Below are 18,803 nucleotides of genomic sequence, written 5' to 3' on the forward strand. Positions count from 1 at the left end.
GGGTCAGGAGACGGCGACGCGGGCGTAGCGGCCCACGACGCGAAGGTCCTCCTCGATGCGGGCGGCGGCCGCGCGGAGCGGGGGGAGGAGGTCGGCGCGGGACTGCTCCACGGTGCGGCGGCTGGCGTGCATCGAGACGTTGACGGCGGCCACGACCCGGCCGGTGCCGTCGCGGACGGGGACCGCGATGGACCGCAGGCCCTCCTCCAGTTCCTCGCTGACCAGCGCGTGGCCGTCCGCGGCGGCGACGTCGAGGACCTCGTTCAGGGCCCGCAGGCCGGTGACGGTGTGCGGGGTGAGGGCGGTGCGGTCGGCGCGGGCGAGCAGGGCGGCGCGGTCACCGGCGGGCAGGCCCGCGAGGAGGACACGGCCCATGGCGGTGGCGTACGCGGGGAAGCGGGTGCCGACGGTGATGTTGACGCTCATGATGCGGACGGTGGGGACCCTGGCCACGTACTGGATGTCCGTGCCCGACAGCACGGCCATCGAGGCGGAGTCGTGCACATGCTCCACGAGCCCGACCAGGTGCGGTGCCGCGATCTGGGACAGGGTCAGGCGGGACAGGTGGGCGCAGCCGAGCTCCATCACGTGCGGGGTGAGCCGGAACAGCCGGTCGTCCGCGGCGACGTAGCCCAGGTGTTCCAGGGTGATCAGCGAGCGGCGCGCGGTGGCCCGGGCCAGGCCGGTGGCCTCGGCGACGGCGGTCAGCGGCAGCGCGGAGCGGCCCTCGCCGAACGCGGTGAGCACGGCGAGCCCGCGGGCCAGGGACTCCACGAACTCGGGCCCGAGCTCCTGCTTGGAGGCACGCGTCCAGGCCGCCGGGACCGGGCCGGACGCGGCGGCGGGCGGTCCGGCGGGGGCGGCGAGCGCCCGCTCCATCGCGGCGACCGTTGCGCGCAGCCGGGGCAGGACCGCCGCCCGCAGCGATGCGGCGCTGTGCCTGCTGGTGTGGCTCACCACGCTCACCGCGCAGATCGTGGTGCCGGCCGGGTCGCGCACCGGTACGGCGACGGCGATCAGGCCGGGCTCGATGAGCTGGTCGTCCGCCGACCAGCCGTGCTCCCGGGCGGCCCGGACGCGCTCCTCGAAGGAGGCGGCGCCCTCGTCGTGGCCCTCCGGCAGGGCGGGGAAGCCCTCACCGCGGGGGTCGGCCGCCCGGCGCCGCCGCCAGCGGTCCCACGCGGCCGCGCCCCACCCGCAGGCGAACAGCGCGCCGGGGGCGCCCCGTTCGGCGGGGAGCAGATCGCCCAGCCGAAAGGTCAGCGACATGGCGCGGCGCCGGGTGACCTGGTGCACGAAGCGCACGCCGTCCCCGTCGGGCACCGCGATGGACACCGACTCGTCCAGGCCGTCCGCCAGCGCGTCGGCGAGGGGTCCCAGGAGGTCGGGCAGCCGGCTGGCGGCGAGGTAGGCGTTGCCCAGTTCCATCAGCCGGGGGGCGAGGACGGCGTCCCGGCCTTCCAGGCGCAGGTAGCCGGTGCGGGTCAGGGTGCTGACCACCCGGTCCACGGTGGAGCGGGCGAGTCCGGTGTCCCGTACGAGGTCGCCCACCGAGCGCCGTCCGTCGGCCGCGGCGAGTCCGCGCAGCACGGCGAGTCCCCGGACGAGGGGGCCCACGGCCTCCCGCGGCGGGAGGGCGGTGGCGGGTGCGGGGGATGTCATGGGCGCTCCAGCACGGAGATATGTCGTCGAAACCGTACCGCTCCGGCACGTTGACAGAGCGGGCGCCGGAGGATCACACTCGGCCATCGATAATTGTGAACTTAAGTTCACCAGGCGAACAAGAGGTGGCACGGGATGGACAAGGTGGTCGCCTCGGCCGCCGAGGCCGTGGCGGACGTCCATGACGGGGCGTCGCTGGCCGTCGGCGGGTTCGGCCTGAGCGGCGTGCCCAACACGCTCATCCAGGCCGTCCACGACGCCGGGACCGGCGGCCTCGCCGTCGTCTCCAACAACTGCGGCGCCCTGGACTCCGGCCTCGCCGTCCTGCTCGCCGCCGGCCGCATCGCCAGGGTGACCGGCAGCTACATCGGCGCCAACAAGGAGTTCGCCCGCCAGTACCTGGCCGGCGAGCTGGAGCTCGAACTCATCCCGCAGGGCACGCTGGCCGAGCGCCTGCGCGCCGGGGGCTGCGGCATCCCCGCCTTCTACACGCCCGCCGGCGTCGGCACGCAGGTCGCCGACGGCGGCCTGCCCTGGCGGTACGACGGCGACGGCGGCGTGGTCGTGGCCTCCCCGCCCAAGGAGGTCCGCGAGTTCGACGGCGTCGAGTACGTCCTGGAGCGCGGCATCACCACCGACTTCGCGCTGGTCCGCGCCGCCAAGGGCGATCGGCACGGCAACCTGGTCTTCGCGAAGTCCTCCCGCAACTTCAACCCGCTCGCCGCCATGGCCGGCCGCGTCACCGTCGCCGAGGTCGAGGAACTGGTCGACCCCGGCGAGCTCGACCCCGACCAGGTCCACCTGCCGGGCATCTTCGTGCAGCGGGTCGTGGCCCTCACCCCCGGACAGGCCGCCGACAAGAAGATCGAGTTCCGCACGGTCACCCCGAGGGAGGCGTCGGCCTGATGGCCTGGACACGCGACGAGATGGCCGCCCGCGCGGCGCGGGAACTGCGCGACGGCGAGTACGTCAACCTCGGCATCGGACTGCCGACGCTGATCCCCAACCACCTCCCCCCGGGCGTCGAGGTCGTCCTGGAGTCGGAGAACGGCATCCTGGGCACCGGCCCCTTCCCGTACGAGGACGAGGTCGACCCCGACCTGATCAACGCCGGCAAGGAGACCGTCACCGTCCTGCCCGGCGCCGCGTTCTTCGACTCCGCGCTGTCCTTCGGCATGATCCGCGGCGGCCACATCGACACCGCCGTGCTCGGCGCCATGCAGGTCTCCGCCCGCGGTGACCTGGCCAACTGGGCGATCCCCGGCAAGCTGGTCACCGGCATCGGCGGTGCCATGGACCTCGTGCACGGCGCCCGGCGCGTCATCGTCACCATGACCCACACCGCCAAGGACGGCAGCCCCAAGATCCTCCAGGAGTGCGCCCTGCCGCTCACCGGGAAGGCGTGCGTCGACCGGATCATCACCGACCTCGGCGTGCTCGACGTCACCGGCGACGGACTCGTCCTCGTTGAGACGGCCCCCGGCGTCGCCGTGGAGGAGATCCTGGAGAGGACCGCCGCCCCGGTCCGCACCACCCGAGACACCGGCGACACCGCCGTCGCCGCCACCGGCCAAGGAGCCCCGTCATGAGCCAGCACCTGCGCGAGGTCTACATCGTCGACGCCGTCCGCACCCCGGTCGGCAAGTACGGCGGCGCCCTCTCGGGCGTCCGCCCGGACGACCTCGCCGCGCACGTCGTCGGCTCGCTCATGGCCCGGACCCCCGACCTCGACCCGGCCCGTGTCGACGACGTGTTCTTCGGCGACGCCAATGGCGCGGGCGAGGACAACCGCGACGTCGCACGCATGGCCGTCCTGCTGGCCGGACTGCCCGTCACCGTCCCCGGCACCACCGTCAACCGGCTCTGCGGCTCCGGCCTCGAAGCGGTCATCCAGGCCGCCCGCGCGGTCGCCGTCGGCGACGTCTCCGTCGCCATAGCCGGCGGCGTGGAGTCCATGAGCCGCGCCCCCTGGGTGCTGCCCAAGCCCGAACGCGCCTTCCCCGCCGGCCACCAGGAGATGTACTCCACCACCCTGGGCTGGCGCATGGTCAACCCGCGGATGGACCCGCGGTGGACCATCCCGCTCGGCGAGAGCGCCGAGCTGATCGCCGACCGGCACGGCATCACCCGCGAGCAGCAGGACGCCTGGGCCGTGGCCAGCCACGAGAAGGCCGCCCGCGCGTGGAAGGACGGCCTGTACGACGCCGAGGTCGTGCCGCTCGACGGTGTGGACCTCGTCCGCGACGAGACCATCCGCGACACCACCTCCATGGAGGCGCTCGCCCGCCTCAAGCCCGCCTTCCGCAAGGAGGGCGGGACGGTCACCGCGGGCAACTCCTCGCCGCTGAACGACGGCGCGGCCGCCCTGCTGGTCGTCGACGAGGAGGGGCTGCGGGCCACCGGCCGCGAACCGCTCGCGCGCATCCGCGCCTCCGCGGTCACCGGTATCGAGCCCGACTACTTCGGCCTCGCCCCCGTGGAGGCCGTGCGCAAGGCGCTGGCGAAGTCCGGCAAGGGCTTCGGCGACCTCAGCACCGTCGAGCTCAACGAGGCCTTCGCCGCCCAGGTGCTGGGCTGCCTGGCCGGCTGGCCCGAACTGGACCCGGCGCTGGTCAACCCGCGCGGCGGCGCCATCGCCGTCGGCCATCCGCTCGGCGCGTCCGGCGCCCGCATCGCCGGTGCCGTCGCCCACCAGCTCGCCGCCCGGGGCTCCGGTACCGGCCTGGCGGCCCTGTGCATCGGCGTCGGGCAGGGCCTCGCCCTCGTCCTGGAGAGGTAAGGAGCGCGCGCATGGCCACCCCGCTCACGCAGGACGAGATCTCCCGCGAGATCGCGGCGGCCCGCGAGGCGTACGCCGCGCGCCTCGCGGACGGCGCGGCCGTCGAGCACCACCCCCGGCGTGGCTACGCCCCCTACCGCAGCAGTGCGCTGCGGCATCCCAAGCGCCCCCTGGTCGCCGCCGGTCCGGCCGGCGGCGACCCCGAGGCCGTGGAGCTGTCGGGACCCGTCTTCGGCGTCACCGACGTCACCGACCTGGACCACGACCTCACCCGGCAGCACCGGAGCGAGCCGCTCGGCGAGCGGATCCGGGTCACCGGACGCGTCCTGGACCGCCGGGGCCGGCCCGTGCGCGGCCAGCTCGTCGAGATCTGGCAGGCCAACGCCTCCGGCCGCTACGCCCACCAGCGCGACGACCACCCGGCCCCGCTCGACCCCGGCTTCACCGGGCTCGGGCGCACGCTGACCGGGGAGGACGGAACGTACGAGTTCGTCACGATCAAGCCCGGCGCCTACCCCTGGCGCAACCACCTCAACGCCTGGCGCCCGGCCCACATCCACTTCTCGCTCTTCGGCACGGCGTTCACCCAGCGCCTCGTCACGCAGATGTACTTCCCCGGCGACCCGCTCTTCGCGGGCGACCCCATCCTCCAGTCGGTCACCGACGACCGCGCGCGGCAGCGCCTGGTCGCCGCCTACGACCACGACCTGTCCACGCCGGAGTGGTCGCTCGGCTACCGCTGGGACATCGTCCTGGACGGACCCGCCGCCACCTGGGCCGAGGAGGGCCGATGAACCCGGTGAACCCGCCCCACGCCCCAACGCCCTCGCAGACCGTCGGCCCCTTCTACGGCTACGCGCTGCCCTTCACCAAGGGCGGGGACCTGGCACCCCCCGGACACCCCGGCGCGATCACGGTCCACGGGTACGTGTACGACGGCGCGGGGCAGCCCGTCCCCGACGCCATGGTCGAGCTCTGGCAGCCCGCCCCCGACGGCTCCCGGCACGGCGCCCCCGGCTCCCTGCGCCGCGACCCCGTGGACGGCACGGTCCTCGGCCGCGACGGGTCGGCCTTCACCGGCTTCGGCCGCTTGCCCACCGACGCCGACGGGCACTACGCCTTCCGTACGCTGCCGCCCGGCGGCGTCCCGTACCTGTCGATGATCGTCTTCGCCCGCGGCCTGCTGTACCACCTGCACACCCGCGCCTATCTGGAGGACGCGGACGGCGACCCGCTGCTCGGCTCGCTGGAGCCGGAGCGGCGCGCCACGCTGCTCGCCACTCCGGACGGCGACGGCGTCCACCGTTTCGACATCCGCCTGCAGTACGACGGAGTGCATGAGGAGACGGTCTTCCTTGCCTTCGACTGACGCCTTCGCCGACACCGGCCTGCTCTCCCCGGGCCGGGCCGGCACACCCGTGGAGGAGGCGACGGGCGATGCCGCGTTCGTCCGCGGCATGCTCGACGCCGAGGCCGCGCTGACCCGCGCGCAGGCCGCGCTGGGTCTCGCGCCCGCTCCTGCGGCCGACGTGGTGACGGCCGCGGCGGCCGACACCGGCCGGTACGACCCGCGCGACCTCGCCCTGCGCGCCGGCTCCGGCGGCAACCCCGTCGTCCCGCTGGTGGCCGACCTGACGGCGGCGGTGGCGGAGCGGGACGCGGCCGCCGCACCCTACGTGCACCGCGGCGCCACCAGCCAGGACATCGTCGACACCGCCGCCATGCTGGTGGCCTCCCGCGCGCTGGAACCCGTGCTCGGCGACCTCGCCCGCACCGCCGGAGTGCTCGGACGGCTGGCCCGCGAACACCGCGACACACCCATGGCCGGGCGCACCCTCACCCAGCACGCCGTCCCCACCACCTTCGGGCTGAAGGCGGCCGGGTGGCGCGCCCTCGTCCTGGACGCCCACGACCGCCTGACGGCCGTCCGGGGCGCGCTGCCCGCCCAACTGGGCGGCGCGGCCGGCACCCTCGCGGCGTTCCACGCCTTCGCCGAGGCGGCCTCCGCGGGGGAGGTTCCGCCCGATCTGGGGGAGCGGCTGACGGCCGCGTACGCCGCCGAGACCGGGCTCGCCGAACCCGGGCTGCCCTGGCACACCCTGCGTGCCCCGGTCGCCGACCTCGGCGGGGCGCTCGCCTTCACGGCGGGCGCGCTGGGGAAGTTCGCGGCCGACGTCCTCGTCCTGACCCGCACCGAGATCGGCGAGGTCACCGAGGGCACCGGCGGGGACTCCTCCGCCATGCCCCACAAGGCCAACCCCGTGCGCGCCGTGCTCATCTCCGCCGCCGCCCGCCAAGTGCCCGCGCTCGCCTCGGTCCTGTACCACTCCCTCGCCGCCGAGGACGAACGGCCCGCGGGCGCCTGGCACGCCGAATGGCAGCCGCTGCGCGAGGCACTGCGCCTCGCCGGCGGCGCGGCGTCCGCCGCCGCCGAACTGGCCGGGGGACTGCGCGTCCACCCGCACCGTATGCGCGACAACCTCGACGCGACCGGCGGCCTGGTCGTCAGCGAGCGCCTGGCCGCGGCTCTCGCGGCCCTGATCGGCCGCGACGAGGCCAGGGCGGCGCTCGCGCGGGCCTCCCGCAGGGCCGTCGAGGAGGGCATCGACCTCGACGACGTCCTCGCCGAGGACCCCGCCCTCGCGGCTCTCCTCCCCAAGGACCGGCTGCGCGACCTCACCGACCCCACCCACTACACCGGCTCCGCGGCGGCCCTCGTCGACCGGGCCCTGCGCCGCCCCGACCCCCCGCCGTCCGGCGGGTCCGACTGACCCGAAACGCCCGCACGCCCTTACCCGAGGAGGACGCATGAGCGGCAGGACACCGGCCGGTGCCGAGGGGGCACGGCTGCTGCATCATCGCGTCGACGGGGCGGCCGGGCGCCCCGCGCTGCTGCTGGGCCCGAGCCTGGGCACGTCACTGGCGGTGTGGGACGCGCAAGTGCCCGCGCTCGCCCGCGACCACCTTGTGATCCGCTGGGACCTGCCGGGGCACGGCGGCACACCGGCCGCGCTGCTGCCGCCGGACGCCACGACCGCGGACCTGGGGCGGATGGTGCTGGCACTCGCCGACGCCCTCGGCATCGAGCGGTTCGGGTACGCGGGCATCTCGCTGGGCGGCGCGGTCGGGACATGGCTGGCGATCCACCACCCGGAGCGGGTGAGTTCGCTCGCGATTCTGTGCGCCGCGGCCCGCTTCGGGACCCCGGAGGGCTGGCGGGACCGGGCCGCGCTGGTGCGCGCGAAGGGCACCGGGCCGGTCGCCGACACCACGGCGGCCCGCTGGTTCACCTCCGGCACCGTCCCGGGTCCGGCGGGCGAGGCCCTCGTGGACGACCTGCGGGCCGCCGACCCGGAGGCGTACGCGCGGCTGTGCGAGGTGCTCGCCACCCACGACGCGCGGGCCGGCCTGGCGGCGATCACCGCGCCGACGCTCGTCGTCGCCGGCCGCGAGGACCCCGTGGCAACGGTCGCCGACGCCCGCGAACTCGCGGACGGCATCCCCGGCGCGAGCCTCACCGAGGTCGCGCACGCCGCGCACCTGGCCAACGTCGAGCGCCCGGCACCCGTACTGGCCGCGCTGCTCGGGCACTTGACGCCTGGCCCCGCCACCGACGACGGCTCCCGCCACGCCGCCGGCACGGCGGTCCGCCGCGCCGTGCTCGGCGGCACCTACGTGGACCGGGCGGTCGCGCGGAGCACGGCCTTCACCGCGCCCTTCCAGGACTTCATCACCCGCTACGCGTGGGGCGAGATCTGGACCCGGCCCGGCCTGGACCTCAGGACCCGCAGCTGCATCACGCTCACCGCGCTCGTGGCGCACGGTCACCTCGACGAACTGGCGCTGCACGTCAGGGCCGCCCGGCGCAACGGCCTGACGCGGGAGGAGATCGGGGAGGTCCTGCTCCAGTCGGCCGTCTACTGCGGCGTGCCCGCCGCGAACGCGGCGTTCGCCGTGGCGAACCGCGTCCTCGAAGAGGAAGAACCAGAAGAACCAGAAGGACCAGAAAGACCGGAAGAACCGGGCGAAGTACCGGAAGAGGGGGAGTAGACCACTCATGCAGACCCACACCACCGTCGGCATCGTCGGCGGCGGACCCGCCGGCCTGCTGCTGGCCCGGCTCCTGCACCGCTCGGGCGTCGACTGCGTGGTCCTGGAGAGCCGGGAACGCGCCTACGTCGAGCACCGCCAGCGGGCCGGGATCCTCGAGCAGTCCACGGTCGACGTCCTGCGCTCCTGCGGCGCGGCGGACCGCCTGGACCGCGAGGCCCTGGTCCACGACGGCATCGAACTGCGCTGGAACCGGCGCACCCACCGCCTGGACTTCCCCGAGCTCACCGGCGGCCGCCGGGTGTGGGTGTACGCGCAGACGGAGGTCGTCAAGGATCTGATCGCCCTGCAGCTCGAGGACGGCGCCCCGCTGGTGTTCGGCGCCCCGGTGCAGGCCGTCGAGGGCGCCGACACCGACCGTCCGGTGATCCACTACACCCACGAGGACCGCGACAAGACCCTGACCTGCGACTACGTCGTGGGTTGCGACGGCTTCCACGGGGTGACCCGCCGGGCGGTCCCGCACGGGGCGACCCGGACGTACGAGCGGGTCTACCCGTACTCGTGGTTCGGCGTCCTCGCCGACGTCCCGCCGTCCGGCGACGAGTTGATCTACGCGCACTCGCCGCGCGGCTTCGCCCTGCACAGCATGCGCTCGCCCCAGGTCAGCCGGCTCTACCTCCAAGTGCCCAATGGCACCGACACCGACGACTGGCCCGACGAGCGGATCTGGGACGAACTGGACGCCCGCTTCGCGATCGACGGCGACTGGAAGCTGGACCGGGGGCCGATCACCTCCAAAGCGGTCCTGCCGATGCGCAGTTCCGTCACCGAACCCATGCGCTGGGGCCGGGTGCTGCTCGCCGGGGACGCCGCGCACATCGTGCCGCCCACCGGCGCCAAGGGGCTCAATCTGGCCGCCGCCGATGTGGTCGTGCTGGCCAGGGCGTTCGCGCACCTGCGGGAGACCGGGTCGGAGGCACTGCTGGACGCCTGGTCCGACACCTGCCTGCGCCGGGTGTGGCGGGCCGAGCACTTCTCCTGGTTCATGACGACGACCCTCCACACCGACCCCACGCGCGGCGACTTCGACGCCCGGCTCCAGACCAGCCAGCTCGACCGCATCGCGGTCTCCCGGCACGCGGCGGCGGAGCTGGCGGAGAACTATGCGGGTCTGGAGATCGGCTGACCGACCTGTTACGCCTTCCTTACGGGGTGGCCGGGCACTCTGTAGGCGGCGTTCACGGGGTTACGGTGAGGTACATGGAAAGCAAGGGCACGCCGGTGGGCCGGCGCGTGGTGCTCGGCATGGTCGGGCTGGGCGCGCTCGGTGTGGCGGTGGGCAGCCGGGTCCAGGACGGCCTGGACTCGGCGCTGTCGCAGGTGACGACCAAGGACCCCACCGGTCTGACGGGGCTGCTGCCGGGCGGCGGGGGATTCCGCTTCTACAACGTGACCAGTTCGATCCCGCGGCGCGACGCCACGAACTACCGGCTCACCGTCTCAGGACTCGTCGAGCGCCAGGCCGGTTACACCCTCGCCGACCTGCGGGCGATGCCGCAGACGCACATGGTGCGCGATGTGCAGTGCGTCACCGGGTGGCGGGTGGACGACACCGCCTTCGAAGGGGTACGCCTGTCCCATCTGCTCGACCTCGCGGGTGTGCGGGACGGGGCCGGCGCCGTCCGCTTCACGTGCTTCGACGGTGCCTACACCGAGAGCCTGACCCTCGAACAGGCCCGCAGGGACGACGTGCTGGTCGCCCTGAGCATGCAGGGCAAGCCGGTGACGGCGGCGCACGGCGGTCCGGTGCGGCTCTACGTGGCGCCGATGTACTTCTACAAGTCCGCCAAGTGGCTCTCGGGCATCGAGGTCACCAAGGACGTGCAGCCCGGCTACTGGGAGCACTACGGCTATGACGTCGACGCCTGGGTCGGCCGCTCGAACGGACGCCACGATGCCCCGACTTCCTGAGTCCGTACGCCGGTTCACCCCGGCCGAGCGCTGGGTGCACCGCTCCACGGCGACGCTGATGACGGTCTGCCTGTTCACCGCGGCCTGCCTCTACCTGCCGCCGCTCGCCGAGATCGTGGGCCGCAGGCGGCTGGTCGTCACCGTCCACGAGTGGTCCGGCATCGCGCTGCCGCTGCCCGCGCTCGCCGGTCTGGCCTCCCGCGCGTTCCGGCTCGACCTGCGGCGGCTCAACCGCTTCATGCCGTACGACAGGACCTGGCTGCGGGCCGCCGTGCGCGGCCGTCTCTACCGGGGGCGCCCGGCGGGCAAGTTCAACGCGGGGCAGAAGCTCTACGCGGCGTTCGCGGCCGGCGCCGTGCTGGTGATGCTGGGCACCGGGCTGCTGATGATGTTCCCGCACCTGACGGCGGTGGTGTGGCGTACGGGGGCGACCTTCGTCCACGACTGGCTGGCGTTGGCCGTCGCGTTCGCGGTGGCGGGCCACTGGTGGATGGCGTACCACGACCCGGAGGCGCGGCAGGGCATGCGTACGGGGTTCGTCACGCCGGCCTGGGCGCGGCTGCACCATCCGCACTGGGACCACGCCAAGGAGGCGGCGGAGGCCGTGGAGGCCGAGGACGTCGGGCGTGAGGCGTCCGGGGTCGCGCCGGGGGACCGTTCCCCCCGCTCCTGAACCGTTCGTGATGCGCCGTCGACGACTGACGTCGGCGGCGCTTAGGCATGTTCATGCAGATTTTGCCGTCCCGCGTCTACTCGCATAGACCGCCCGGCGCGAAGCTGATCCGGCAACTTCCGCACCACCCGTGAGATTCCGCATCCGGTGCCACCCCCGTACCCGCGCGCCGCCGCGCGCCCGTCTCTGGAGACCCCATGCGCCGAATCACCACCGGCTTCGCCGCCACCGTGGCCGCCGTTGTCGCCACCGTCGTTCTGACCACGCCCGCCAACGCCGTCCCCGCCGACAAGGCCCAGGTGCTGTCGAGCTGGACCCAGACCAGCGCCTCCAGCTACAACGCCTGGTCGGCCGCGCGCCAGAACCAGGGCGCCTGGTCGGCCTACGCCTTCGACTGGTCCACGGACTACTGCAGCACCTCCCCGGACAACCCCTTCGGTTTCCCGTTCGCGAACTCCTGTGCCCGGCACGACTTCGGGTACCGCAACTACAAGGCCGCCGGCAGCTTCTCCGCCAACAAGAGCCGGCTGGACAGCGCCTTCTACGAGGACCTGAAGCGCATCTGCGCCGGTTACAGCGGTGCCACCGCGACCGCGTGCAACGGCACCGCATGGACCTACTACCAGGCGGTCAAGGCCTTCGGCTGACCGGCACCCCTGCCCCTGCCCGTTCCGCCGCGCGCCCGGCCCTCCGTCACGGAGGGCCGGGCGTGTGCGTTCTCCCCGGCCCTTGCGTCAACCTCGGTTGACGCAAGGGTCCTGTCAACGTAGATTGACAGGCATGACCGAGGCAACCGATCTCGCCGAACGGGCGGGAGACCGTGATCCGCGGATCGGGCTGCGGGCCGTCGCCGCGCTGCGGCGGCTGCTGGAGCAGCTCGAGGCCGTGCAAGTCAGGAGCGCGCGGGCCAAGGGGTGGTCCTGGCAGGAGATCGCCCACGAACTGGGCGTCAGCAGGCAGGCCGTGCACAAGAAGTACGGGAGGAACTGAGGATGTTCGAGAGGTTCACCAAGAGCGCGCGCGACGTCGTGGAGGGCGCCCTCGGGCATGCCGGGAAGGCCCGGGACGAGGCCGTCGCCGAGGAGCACTTGCTCCTCTCCCTGCTCGACGCGGAGGGCACCCGGGCCTCCGGCGTCCTGGCCGCGCTGGGCGTGGACCGGCGTCGCGGGGCACTGGAGGACGCGCTCGCCGAGTCCCGGCGCCGGGGCGGGGTGTCACGGGCCGACGCGGAGGCGCTGGCCGGGCTCGGCATTGACGTGGCCGCGATCGTCGCCCGCGTCGAGGACGCGCACGGCGCCGGGGCGCTGGCCGCCGGACGCACGCCCCGGCGGTGGCGGCCGGCCGGGCGCCCGCCCCTCACCCGGGGCGCGAAGACCGTGCTGGAACGTTCCCTGCGGGCCGCGCTGGCGCGCGGGGACCGCCACATCGGCGACGAGCACATGCTGCTCGCCCTCGCGACCGGTCCGGGCGTGGTGGCGGACGTGCTCGCGGAGTTCGGCGCCTCGTGGGCCGACATCGAGCGCGTGCTCGGGGAGGACGACGGGGGCCGCCGGGCCAGGGCGAGCTGACGGCACGCCGACGCGGGCGAATTCCGGCTCCGCCCGAACGGCGTCCCCTGGCAGACCGACGGCGACTGCCGGGGGCGAGCCCTTCGGGCCGCGGGGCCAACCACCCCGGACCCGTCCTGGCACCCCCCTCCGGGCGCACGTGGTGCACAACCGCGAGGCGCACTCGGCCTCGGCATCGTGCCGTACTCGTCGCCCGGTCACCGCAGCCTCAACGGTGCGCCGCGGCGAGGAGGACCGGCGCCGGACCTGCCCGCGCTTCCAGGGCGAAACGTTCCGGCCTGGCCGGCCGAGGGCGAGCGCGTCGTCGCGGTCCCCGGCACCCTCGCGGCGTTGCCGGTCAGTGGCGGGGGAAGTACTCCCGCAGGTAGTCGTTGCCGAACGTGCCCGTGGGGTCCAGGCGGGCGGCGAGTGCGCGGAAGTCGTCGTAGCGCGGGTACAGCCCGGGCAGGTCGGCGGCCGGGACGGTGAAGAGCTTGCCCCAGTGCGGGCGGGCGGAGAACGGGCGCAGGGCCTGCTCGACCGCCTTCAGGGCGGACAGGACGGCGGCCGTGTCGGGGACCCAGGTGAAGTGGAAGGCGACGCTGTCGCGCCCGTAGGCCGGGCTCAGCCACAGTTCGTCGGCCGCGATGGCGCGGATCTCGCCGATCTGCACGGCGGGCGCGAACTGCTCGCGCACCTGCCACAGGGCGTCGAACGCCGCCGCCGCGTCGGCGCGGTCCACGAAGTACTCGGACTGGATCTCCTCGCCGCTGCTGGGCGTGAACTCCATGCGGAAGTGCGGCAGCCGCTCGTACCACGCGCCGACGTCGCCGTTCTGCGGCGTGCAGTGCTCGGCGGGCATGCCGGGGACGGGGTGCCGGGGGCCGTCGGCCAGGACGGCGCCGTGCCACTCGCGCGGGGCCGGGGCCGGGGGCGCGGCGGGGTCCTCGACGCGCTCCTTGAGCCACACCTGCTCCAGCACCGGGTCCTGCCAGCGCGTGAACGCCGAGACGCTGTAGCCGGCGGACATCACCTCGGCGAAGTTGCGCCCGAGTTCCTCGCGGGGCATGTCGTCGTAGACCCACTGGCGCGCGGAGAACGCGGGGAGCAGGTCCAGCGTCAGGTGCGTCACGACGCCGAGCGCGCCGAGCGCGACGACGGAGCCCTCGAAGTCCGGGTCGCCCCGGCGGATCTCGACGTGCTCGCCGTCGGCGGTGACCAGGCGCAGCGCGCGGACGGCGCCGGCCAGGGAGGTGTTGGTGGTCCCCGAGCCGTGGGTGCCGGTGGCACACGCGCCGGCGACGGAGATGTGCGGCAGCGAGCCCAGGTTGTGCAGGGCGAAACCGGCCCTGTCGATGGTCCCGGCGATCTCGCCGAAGCGCAGGCCCGAGCTCACGGTCGCGGTGCGCGCGGCGGTGTCGATGTCGACCACGGCGGGCAGCGCGGCGGTGGAGACGTGGTCGCCCTCGGTGTCGGCGACGGTGCTGAAGGAGTGCCGGGTGCCCAGCGGCCTGATCCGCTCGGAGCGGGCCACGATCTCCTGCAGCGCGCCGACGGTCTCCGGGGTGTGGAGCCGCCGTGCGTGGAAGGCGATGTTGCCGCCCCAGTTCCGTTCCGCGGACATCGTGGACGTTCCTTTCCGTCGTGCGGCGCCCGGCGTGCCGTGCGGCCGCCGGCCGAACGGCCCCACCAGGGGTGATCGGCGCCGATGAGGATCGTACGCCGCCTCCGTGCCGGCGGGCCGGGCGCCCGGCACCGGAGGCCGCACGGGGCGGCCGGGGTGCCGGGCGGCGGGACCTGGGTCAGGCGACCGTGCCGGACTTCGCGATCTCGACGCGGGCGCTGGGGGTGCCGCTGCGCGAGCCGAGCGACTCGATCTTCTTGACGATGTCCATGCCCTCGACGACCTCGCCGAAGACGACGTGCTTGTTGTCCAGCCAGTCGGTGACGATGGTCGTGATGAAGAACTGCGAGCCGTTGGTGTCCTTGCCCGCGTTGGCCATCGACAGCTGGCCCGGCTTGGTGTGCTTGAGCGTGAAGTTCTCGTCGGCGAACTTCGCGCCGTAGATGCTCTTGCCACCGGTGCCGTTGCCGGCGGTGAAGTCGCCGCCCTGGAGCATGAAGTCCGGGATGACGCGGTGGAAGTGGGAGCCCTCGTAGCCGAAGCCGTTCTCGCCGGTGGCCAGCTCGCGGAAGTTCCGCGCGGTCTTGGGCACCACGTCGTCGAAGAGGGTGAAGACGATCCGTCCGGCGGGCTCGCCGTCGATCGTGATGTCGAAGTACACGTCGTTGTTGCTCATGCCGACATTTTCACATCCCCGGTCACCGCTGCCGACCGCGCCCCGCGCGGAACACGCAGTTGACCAGCCGCGCGGCGGTGCGCATACCATCCGGGACATGCCGGAAACCGTGACCTTGCAGGGCGGACACGTCCGTCTGGAGCCGCTCACCGCGGACCACGCGGACGGGCTGCTGCGTGCCGCCCAGGAGTCCCGCGAGACCTATGGCTTCACCATGGTGCCGGACGACCTGCCCGCGATGCGGCGGTACGTCGAGGAGGCGCTGGCGGAGCAGGTCACCGGTGCCGCGCTCCCGTTCGCCGTGGTCGACACCGCGCGCGGCGCCGTGGTCGGCTCGACGCGCTTCCTGGACCTCGACTACTGGTCCGCCGTCCCGGCCTGGCCCGCGGGCCGCACCACACCGCGCCCGGCGGGGGCGCCCACGGTCGCCGAGATCGGCAGCACCTGGCTCTCCGCCTCGGCCCAGCGCACGCCCTGCAACACCGAGGCCAAGCTGCTGCTGCTCACCCACGCCTTCGAGACCTGGGGCGTGCTGCGCGTCACCTTGAAGACCGATGCCCGCAACGCCCGCTCGCGTGCCGCGATCGAGCGCATCGGCGGACGCTTCGAGGGCATCCGCCGCGCCCATGTGCGCGCGACCGACGGCACCGTCCGCGACAGCGCCTACTACTCCGTCCTCCAGGACGAGTGGCCGGGTGTGCGCGACGCTCTGCGGGGCCGCCTCCAGGGGTCCTGACGGGCGGGACCCCCGGGGCGGCGACGCCTGCGGGAACTACGGGATCTCGACGCCCGCCTCGGCCGACAGACGGTCGATCTCGGCGAGTTCGGCCTCGGTGAGGGGCTCCGCGTCCAGGGCCGCGAGGTTCTGGTCGAGCTGCGCGACGCTGCTCGCGCCGATGAGCACGGAGACCACCCGCGGGTCGCGCAGGACCCAGGTGAGGGCGAGCTGCGCGAGGGTCTGGCCGCGTTCGCCGGCGAGCTTGTTGAGGGCGTGGAGCAGGGTCAGCTTCTCGTCGGTGAGGGCGTCGCGCTTGAGGAAGTGGCCGAGCGCCATCCGGGAGTCCGCGGGGACGCCGTCGAGGTAACGGTCGGTCAGCTGGCCCTGGGCGAGCGGCGAGTAGGCGATGAGAGCGGTCTCGGTCTCCCCGACGGCGTCGAGGACGCCCGCCTCGGGTCCGCGCTGCAGCATGCTGTACGCGGCCTGGTGGATCAGCAGCGGGGTACCGAGTCCGCGCAGGATCTCGGTGGCCCGGCGGTGGGCGTCCGCGGGGTAGTTGGAGATGCCCGCGTACAGTGCCTTGCCCTGGCGGACCGCGGTGTCCAGGGCGCCCATGGTCTCCTCCAGGGGCGTGTCCGGGTCGAAGCGGTGGGAGTAGAAGACGTCGACGTAGTCCAGGCCCATCCGGCCGAGGGACTGGTCCAGGGAGGCCAGCATGTACTTGCGGCTGCCCCACTCGCCGTACGGGCCGGGCCACATGTCGTACCCGGCCTTGCTGGCGATGAACAGCTCGTCGCGGTACGGGCGCAGGTCCTGGGCGAAGAGGGTGCCGAAGTTGGCCTCGGCCGAGCCGGCGGGCGGGCCGTAGTTGTTGGCGAGGTCGAGGTGGACGACCCCGCGGTCGACGGCGCGGCGCAGCACCGCGCGCTGGGTCTCCAGCGGCGAGGTGTCGCCGAAGTTGTGCCACAGGCCCAGGGACACGGCGGGGAGCAGGACCCCGCTGCGGCCGGTGCGGCGGTACTGCATGGAGGCGTAGCGGTCTTCGGCGGCGAGGTAGGGCACGCGGGGGCTCCCGGTCGAGGTGTGGGTACGGCGGTGCACTGAGGTGTCGATGTAAGAAAATGTTCGGGATTGGGAGGCTACCCCTGGGGGTTCCGCGCTGTCACCCGGGTTCCGGGCCCCATGGCGCCTTCCTGGAGGGCGGGTTGGAACGCCCCATGTCCTGTCTTATCCGGCATCGAGGGTCGTAAGCGGACATATGTATCCACAGTGCATGCGTAGGCAATAGGTGCGTGATGGGTGTCACGCGGCGAACACGCTGCGGCGCCTCGCGGCGACCGAGCGTCGATTTATGCCCCCCATATTCACCACTCGTGTGCGGCCGTTCGCCCGGGGTCATCAATTCGCCTACACAGAGCGGACACATCTCACGTAACGTCACGGAATTCATTGATCGACTTGCCGGTCGGCAATTGCTGTGATTCAGGACCTTGCCGGGGCGCGATTGCGTCGTTTAGCTTCCAAGTCCCGCAGGCCGGATGCCGGCGGGAATTCTTCCGAGTGGAACGCCTAATCCTGCCGCCACTCGTAAGCCGGATGACAAGACCGCACGGCAGGAGCGGGGGACCCAGGTAAGTGCCGTTCCGTGTCACGGGACGGCTTGGGGTGAAGTCGCAGCGACGTGCCTTTGTTTGGCATGCCTCCATGCGGCCGGGCATCTCCAGCCCGAACCCGACAGCTCACCTCGTAGGCGTCGGAGAGGAATTCCCCATGCCCGCAAAGGGAAAGCACCGTCGTCAGCGGACCAACCGTTTCGTCCGCATCGGCGCATTCGCCGGCACCACGAGTGCCGCGATTGCCCTTCCGGTTGTCGGCGCCACCGGTGCCCATGCCGCTCCGGTGAGCGTCTGGGACAAGGTCGCCCAGTGCGAGAGCACGAACAACTGGTCCATCAACACCGGTAACGGTTTCTACGGCGGCCTCCAGTTCACCCAGAGCACCTGGGCCGGCTTCGGCGGCACCAAGTACGCCGCCCGCGCGGACCTCGCGACCAAGGCCGAGCAGATCGCGGTCGCCGAGAAGGTCCTGGCCGTCCAGGGTCCGCAGGCCTGGCCGGTGTGCGGTCCCAAGGCCGGTCTGACCAAGGACATGGCCGACACCTCGGCCACCCCCGAGAGCGTCGCCGGCACCACCGCCCCCAAGCCCGCCACCCCCGCGAAGGACACGACGGCCGGCAAGCCCGCCGGCTCCTCCTCCAAGCCGGGCACCGGCGGCAGCTACACGGTCGTCGGCGGAGACACCCTCTCCTCCATCGCGGACGCCCAGGACGTGGCCGGCGGCTGGCACGAGCTCTACGCCGCCAACCGGTCCGTCATCGGTGGCGACCCCAACCTGATCCGCCCGGGCCAGGTCCTGGCGCTGAGCGGCAAGGTCAAGGTCGCCCTCCCGGACAAGCCCGCGAGCACGCCCGCGCCGGCCAAGCCCTCCACCTCGTCCGCCTCCGGCTACACGGCCCCGCTGGACCACGTCACGCTGGGCACCCCGTACCACCAGGCCGGCTCCATGTGGTCGAAGGGCTACCACACCGGTGTCGACTTCATCGCCTCCACCGGCACCAAGGTGAAGGCGATCGCCTCCGGCACCGTGGTCTCCGCGGGCTGGGGCGGCTCGTACGGCAACCAGGTCGTCATCAAGCACGCCGACGGCAAGTACTCGCAGTACGCCCACATGTCCTCGCTGTCGGTCTCGGCCGGCCAGACCGTCTCCGAGGGCCAGCAGCTGGGCCTGTCGGGCGCCACCGGCAACGTCACCGGCCCGCACCTGCACTTCGAGGTGCGCACCACCGCGTCGTTCGGCTCCGACATCGACCCGCTCGCCTACCTGCGCGCGCACGGCGTCAGCGTCTGAACAACCTGACTGCCCGTCATCCGGCGGTAGTACGTGCCCTGTTCCCCGCACCGCGGGGGCAGGGCACGTGCCGTTGGCGAGTGACCGAAAACGGATCGAATATTTCCATTTCTGGTTTCCTCTCGATCGAACGATCAGTAGCCTCTGAGCCACGCGGCCGTCCCCACGGAGCCGTGCCCTGATCCCGACGAGC

At 73.3% G+C, this 18,803-nt stretch carries 19 protein-coding genes and 1 riboswitch; of the genes, 15 read left to right on the forward strand and 4 right to left on the reverse strand.

The features are described 5' to 3' along the window. Nucleotides 1-3: 3 nt before the first annotated feature. A complete protein-coding gene (locus ABZ883_RS27055; protein WP_360910460.1) occupies nucleotides 4-1,662 on the reverse strand; it encodes an IclR family transcriptional regulator C-terminal domain-containing protein in 1,659 nt (552 codons plus the stop codon). Between the two features lie 135 nt (nucleotides 1,663-1,797). Between ABZ883_RS27055 and ABZ883_RS27060 the strand changes: the two genes are divergently transcribed. The 13 genes from ABZ883_RS27060 (at nucleotide 1,798) to ABZ883_RS27120 (ending at nucleotide 12,706) form a co-directional block, all read left to right on the forward strand. Beyond that, nucleotides 1,798-2,568: a CoA transferase subunit A gene (locus tag ABZ883_RS27060; protein WP_360910462.1), complete on the forward strand. Its 771-nt coding sequence runs from the start codon at nucleotides 1,798-1,800 to the stop codon at nucleotides 2,566-2,568. Beyond that, a complete protein-coding gene (locus ABZ883_RS27065) occupies nucleotides 2,568-3,251 on the forward strand; it encodes a CoA transferase subunit B (RefSeq protein ID WP_360910463.1) in 684 nt (227 codons plus the stop codon). Before ABZ883_RS27060 ends, ABZ883_RS27065 begins: the two co-directional genes overlap by 1 nt. Next, nucleotides 3,248-4,441 (forward strand): thiolase family protein, encoded by a 1,194-nt coding sequence (locus ABZ883_RS27070; RefSeq protein WP_360910465.1) that lies wholly within the window; start codon nucleotides 3,248-3,250, stop codon nucleotides 4,439-4,441. The genes ABZ883_RS27065 and ABZ883_RS27070 overlap by 4 nt, the downstream gene beginning before the upstream one ends. An 11-nt stretch (nucleotides 4,442-4,452) precedes the next feature. Further along, nucleotides 4,453-5,235: a protocatechuate 3,4-dioxygenase subunit beta gene (pcaH, locus tag ABZ883_RS27075; RefSeq protein ID WP_360910467.1), complete on the forward strand. Its 783-nt coding sequence runs from the start codon at nucleotides 4,453-4,455 to the stop codon at nucleotides 5,233-5,235. After that, the gene (pcaG, locus tag ABZ883_RS27080; RefSeq protein ID WP_360910469.1) at nucleotides 5,232-5,810 is read left to right on the forward strand and encodes a protocatechuate 3,4-dioxygenase subunit alpha; all 579 of its coding nucleotides are present in this window, start codon (nucleotides 5,232-5,234) and stop codon (nucleotides 5,808-5,810) included. Before pcaH ends, pcaG begins: the two co-directional genes overlap by 4 nt. Continuing rightward, nucleotides 5,779-7,212 (forward strand): 3-carboxy-cis,cis-muconate cycloisomerase, encoded by a 1,434-nt coding sequence (gene pcaB, locus ABZ883_RS27085; RefSeq protein ID WP_360910471.1) that lies wholly within the window; start codon nucleotides 5,779-5,781, stop codon nucleotides 7,210-7,212. Before pcaG ends, pcaB begins: the two co-directional genes overlap by 32 nt. A 37-nt stretch (nucleotides 7,213-7,249) precedes the next feature. Continuing rightward, the gene (gene pcaC / locus ABZ883_RS27090; RefSeq protein WP_360910472.1) at nucleotides 7,250-8,491 is read left to right on the forward strand and encodes a 4-carboxymuconolactone decarboxylase; all 1,242 of its coding nucleotides are present in this window, start codon (nucleotides 7,250-7,252) and stop codon (nucleotides 8,489-8,491) included. A gap of 7 nt (nucleotides 8,492-8,498) precedes the next feature. Then, nucleotides 8,499-9,680, forward strand: coding sequence for a 4-hydroxybenzoate 3-monooxygenase (locus tag ABZ883_RS27095; RefSeq protein WP_360910474.1), 1,182 nt, complete (start codon nucleotides 8,499-8,501; stop codon nucleotides 9,678-9,680). Nucleotides 9,681-9,754: 74 nt separating this feature from the next. Then, complete coding sequence (locus ABZ883_RS27100; protein WP_360910476.1) at nucleotides 9,755-10,465, forward strand: molybdopterin-dependent oxidoreductase; 711 nt, start codon at nucleotides 9,755-9,757, stop codon at nucleotides 10,463-10,465. After that, the gene (locus tag ABZ883_RS27105) at nucleotides 10,449-11,138 is read left to right on the forward strand and encodes a cytochrome b/b6 domain-containing protein (protein WP_360910478.1); all 690 of its coding nucleotides are present in this window, start codon (nucleotides 10,449-10,451) and stop codon (nucleotides 11,136-11,138) included. Before ABZ883_RS27100 ends, ABZ883_RS27105 begins: the two co-directional genes overlap by 17 nt. A gap of 197 nt (nucleotides 11,139-11,335) precedes the next feature. Beyond that, nucleotides 11,336-11,785: a phospholipase gene (locus tag ABZ883_RS27110; protein WP_360910480.1), complete on the forward strand. Its 450-nt coding sequence runs from the start codon at nucleotides 11,336-11,338 to the stop codon at nucleotides 11,783-11,785. A 133-nt stretch (nucleotides 11,786-11,918) separates the two neighbouring features. Beyond that, complete coding sequence (locus ABZ883_RS27115; RefSeq protein WP_319658245.1) at nucleotides 11,919-12,128, forward strand: HTH domain-containing protein; 210 nt, start codon at nucleotides 11,919-11,921, stop codon at nucleotides 12,126-12,128. A gap of 2 nt (nucleotides 12,129-12,130) precedes the next feature. Continuing rightward, nucleotides 12,131-12,706, forward strand: coding sequence for a Clp protease N-terminal domain-containing protein (locus tag ABZ883_RS27120; protein ID WP_360910483.1), 576 nt, complete (start codon nucleotides 12,131-12,133; stop codon nucleotides 12,704-12,706). Between the two features lie 337 nt (nucleotides 12,707-13,043). On the opposite strand, the gene ABZ883_RS27125 is transcribed toward ABZ883_RS27120, so the two are convergent. Continuing rightward, entirely contained in the window at nucleotides 13,044-14,309 is a 1,266-nt protein-coding gene (locus ABZ883_RS27125; RefSeq protein WP_360910485.1) for a D-arabinono-1,4-lactone oxidase, read from the reverse strand. 178 nt (nucleotides 14,310-14,487) lie between these two features. After that, nucleotides 14,488-14,985, reverse strand: coding sequence for a peptidylprolyl isomerase (locus ABZ883_RS27130; RefSeq protein WP_360910487.1), 498 nt, complete (start codon nucleotides 14,983-14,985; stop codon nucleotides 14,488-14,490). Nucleotides 14,986-15,082: 97 nt separating this feature from the next. On the opposite strand from ABZ883_RS27130, the gene ABZ883_RS27135 reads away from it, so the two are divergent. Beyond that, nucleotides 15,083-15,721, forward strand: a complete 639-nt coding sequence (locus ABZ883_RS27135) for a GNAT family protein (protein ID WP_360910489.1) — start codon at nucleotides 15,083-15,085, stop codon at nucleotides 15,719-15,721. A gap of 36 nt (nucleotides 15,722-15,757) precedes the next feature. Here the strand turns inward: ABZ883_RS27135 and ABZ883_RS27140 are convergent, their stop codons facing one another. Further along, nucleotides 15,758-16,765 carry an aldo/keto reductase gene (locus ABZ883_RS27140; RefSeq protein WP_360910491.1) on the reverse strand — a complete coding sequence of 336 codons (1,008 nt, stop codon included), beginning with the start codon at nucleotides 16,763-16,765 and terminating at the stop codon, nucleotides 15,758-15,760. 494 nt (nucleotides 16,766-17,259) lie between these two features. Continuing rightward, nucleotides 17,260-17,469: riboswitch (cyclic di-AMP (ydaO/yuaA leader) on the forward strand. A 4-nt stretch (nucleotides 17,470-17,473) separates the two neighbouring features. Between ABZ883_RS27140 and ABZ883_RS27145 the strand changes: the two genes are divergently transcribed. After that, nucleotides 17,474-18,610, forward strand: coding sequence for a transglycosylase family protein (locus tag ABZ883_RS27145; RefSeq protein WP_360910493.1), 1,137 nt, complete (start codon nucleotides 17,474-17,476; stop codon nucleotides 18,608-18,610). Nucleotides 18,611-18,803 lie beyond the last annotated feature (193 nt).

It is taken from the genome of Streptomyces sp. NPDC046977 (genome assembly GCF_040644455.1).
In the GTDB taxonomy this organism is placed as follows: Bacteria; Actinomycetota; Actinomycetes; order Streptomycetales; family Streptomycetaceae; genus Actinacidiphila.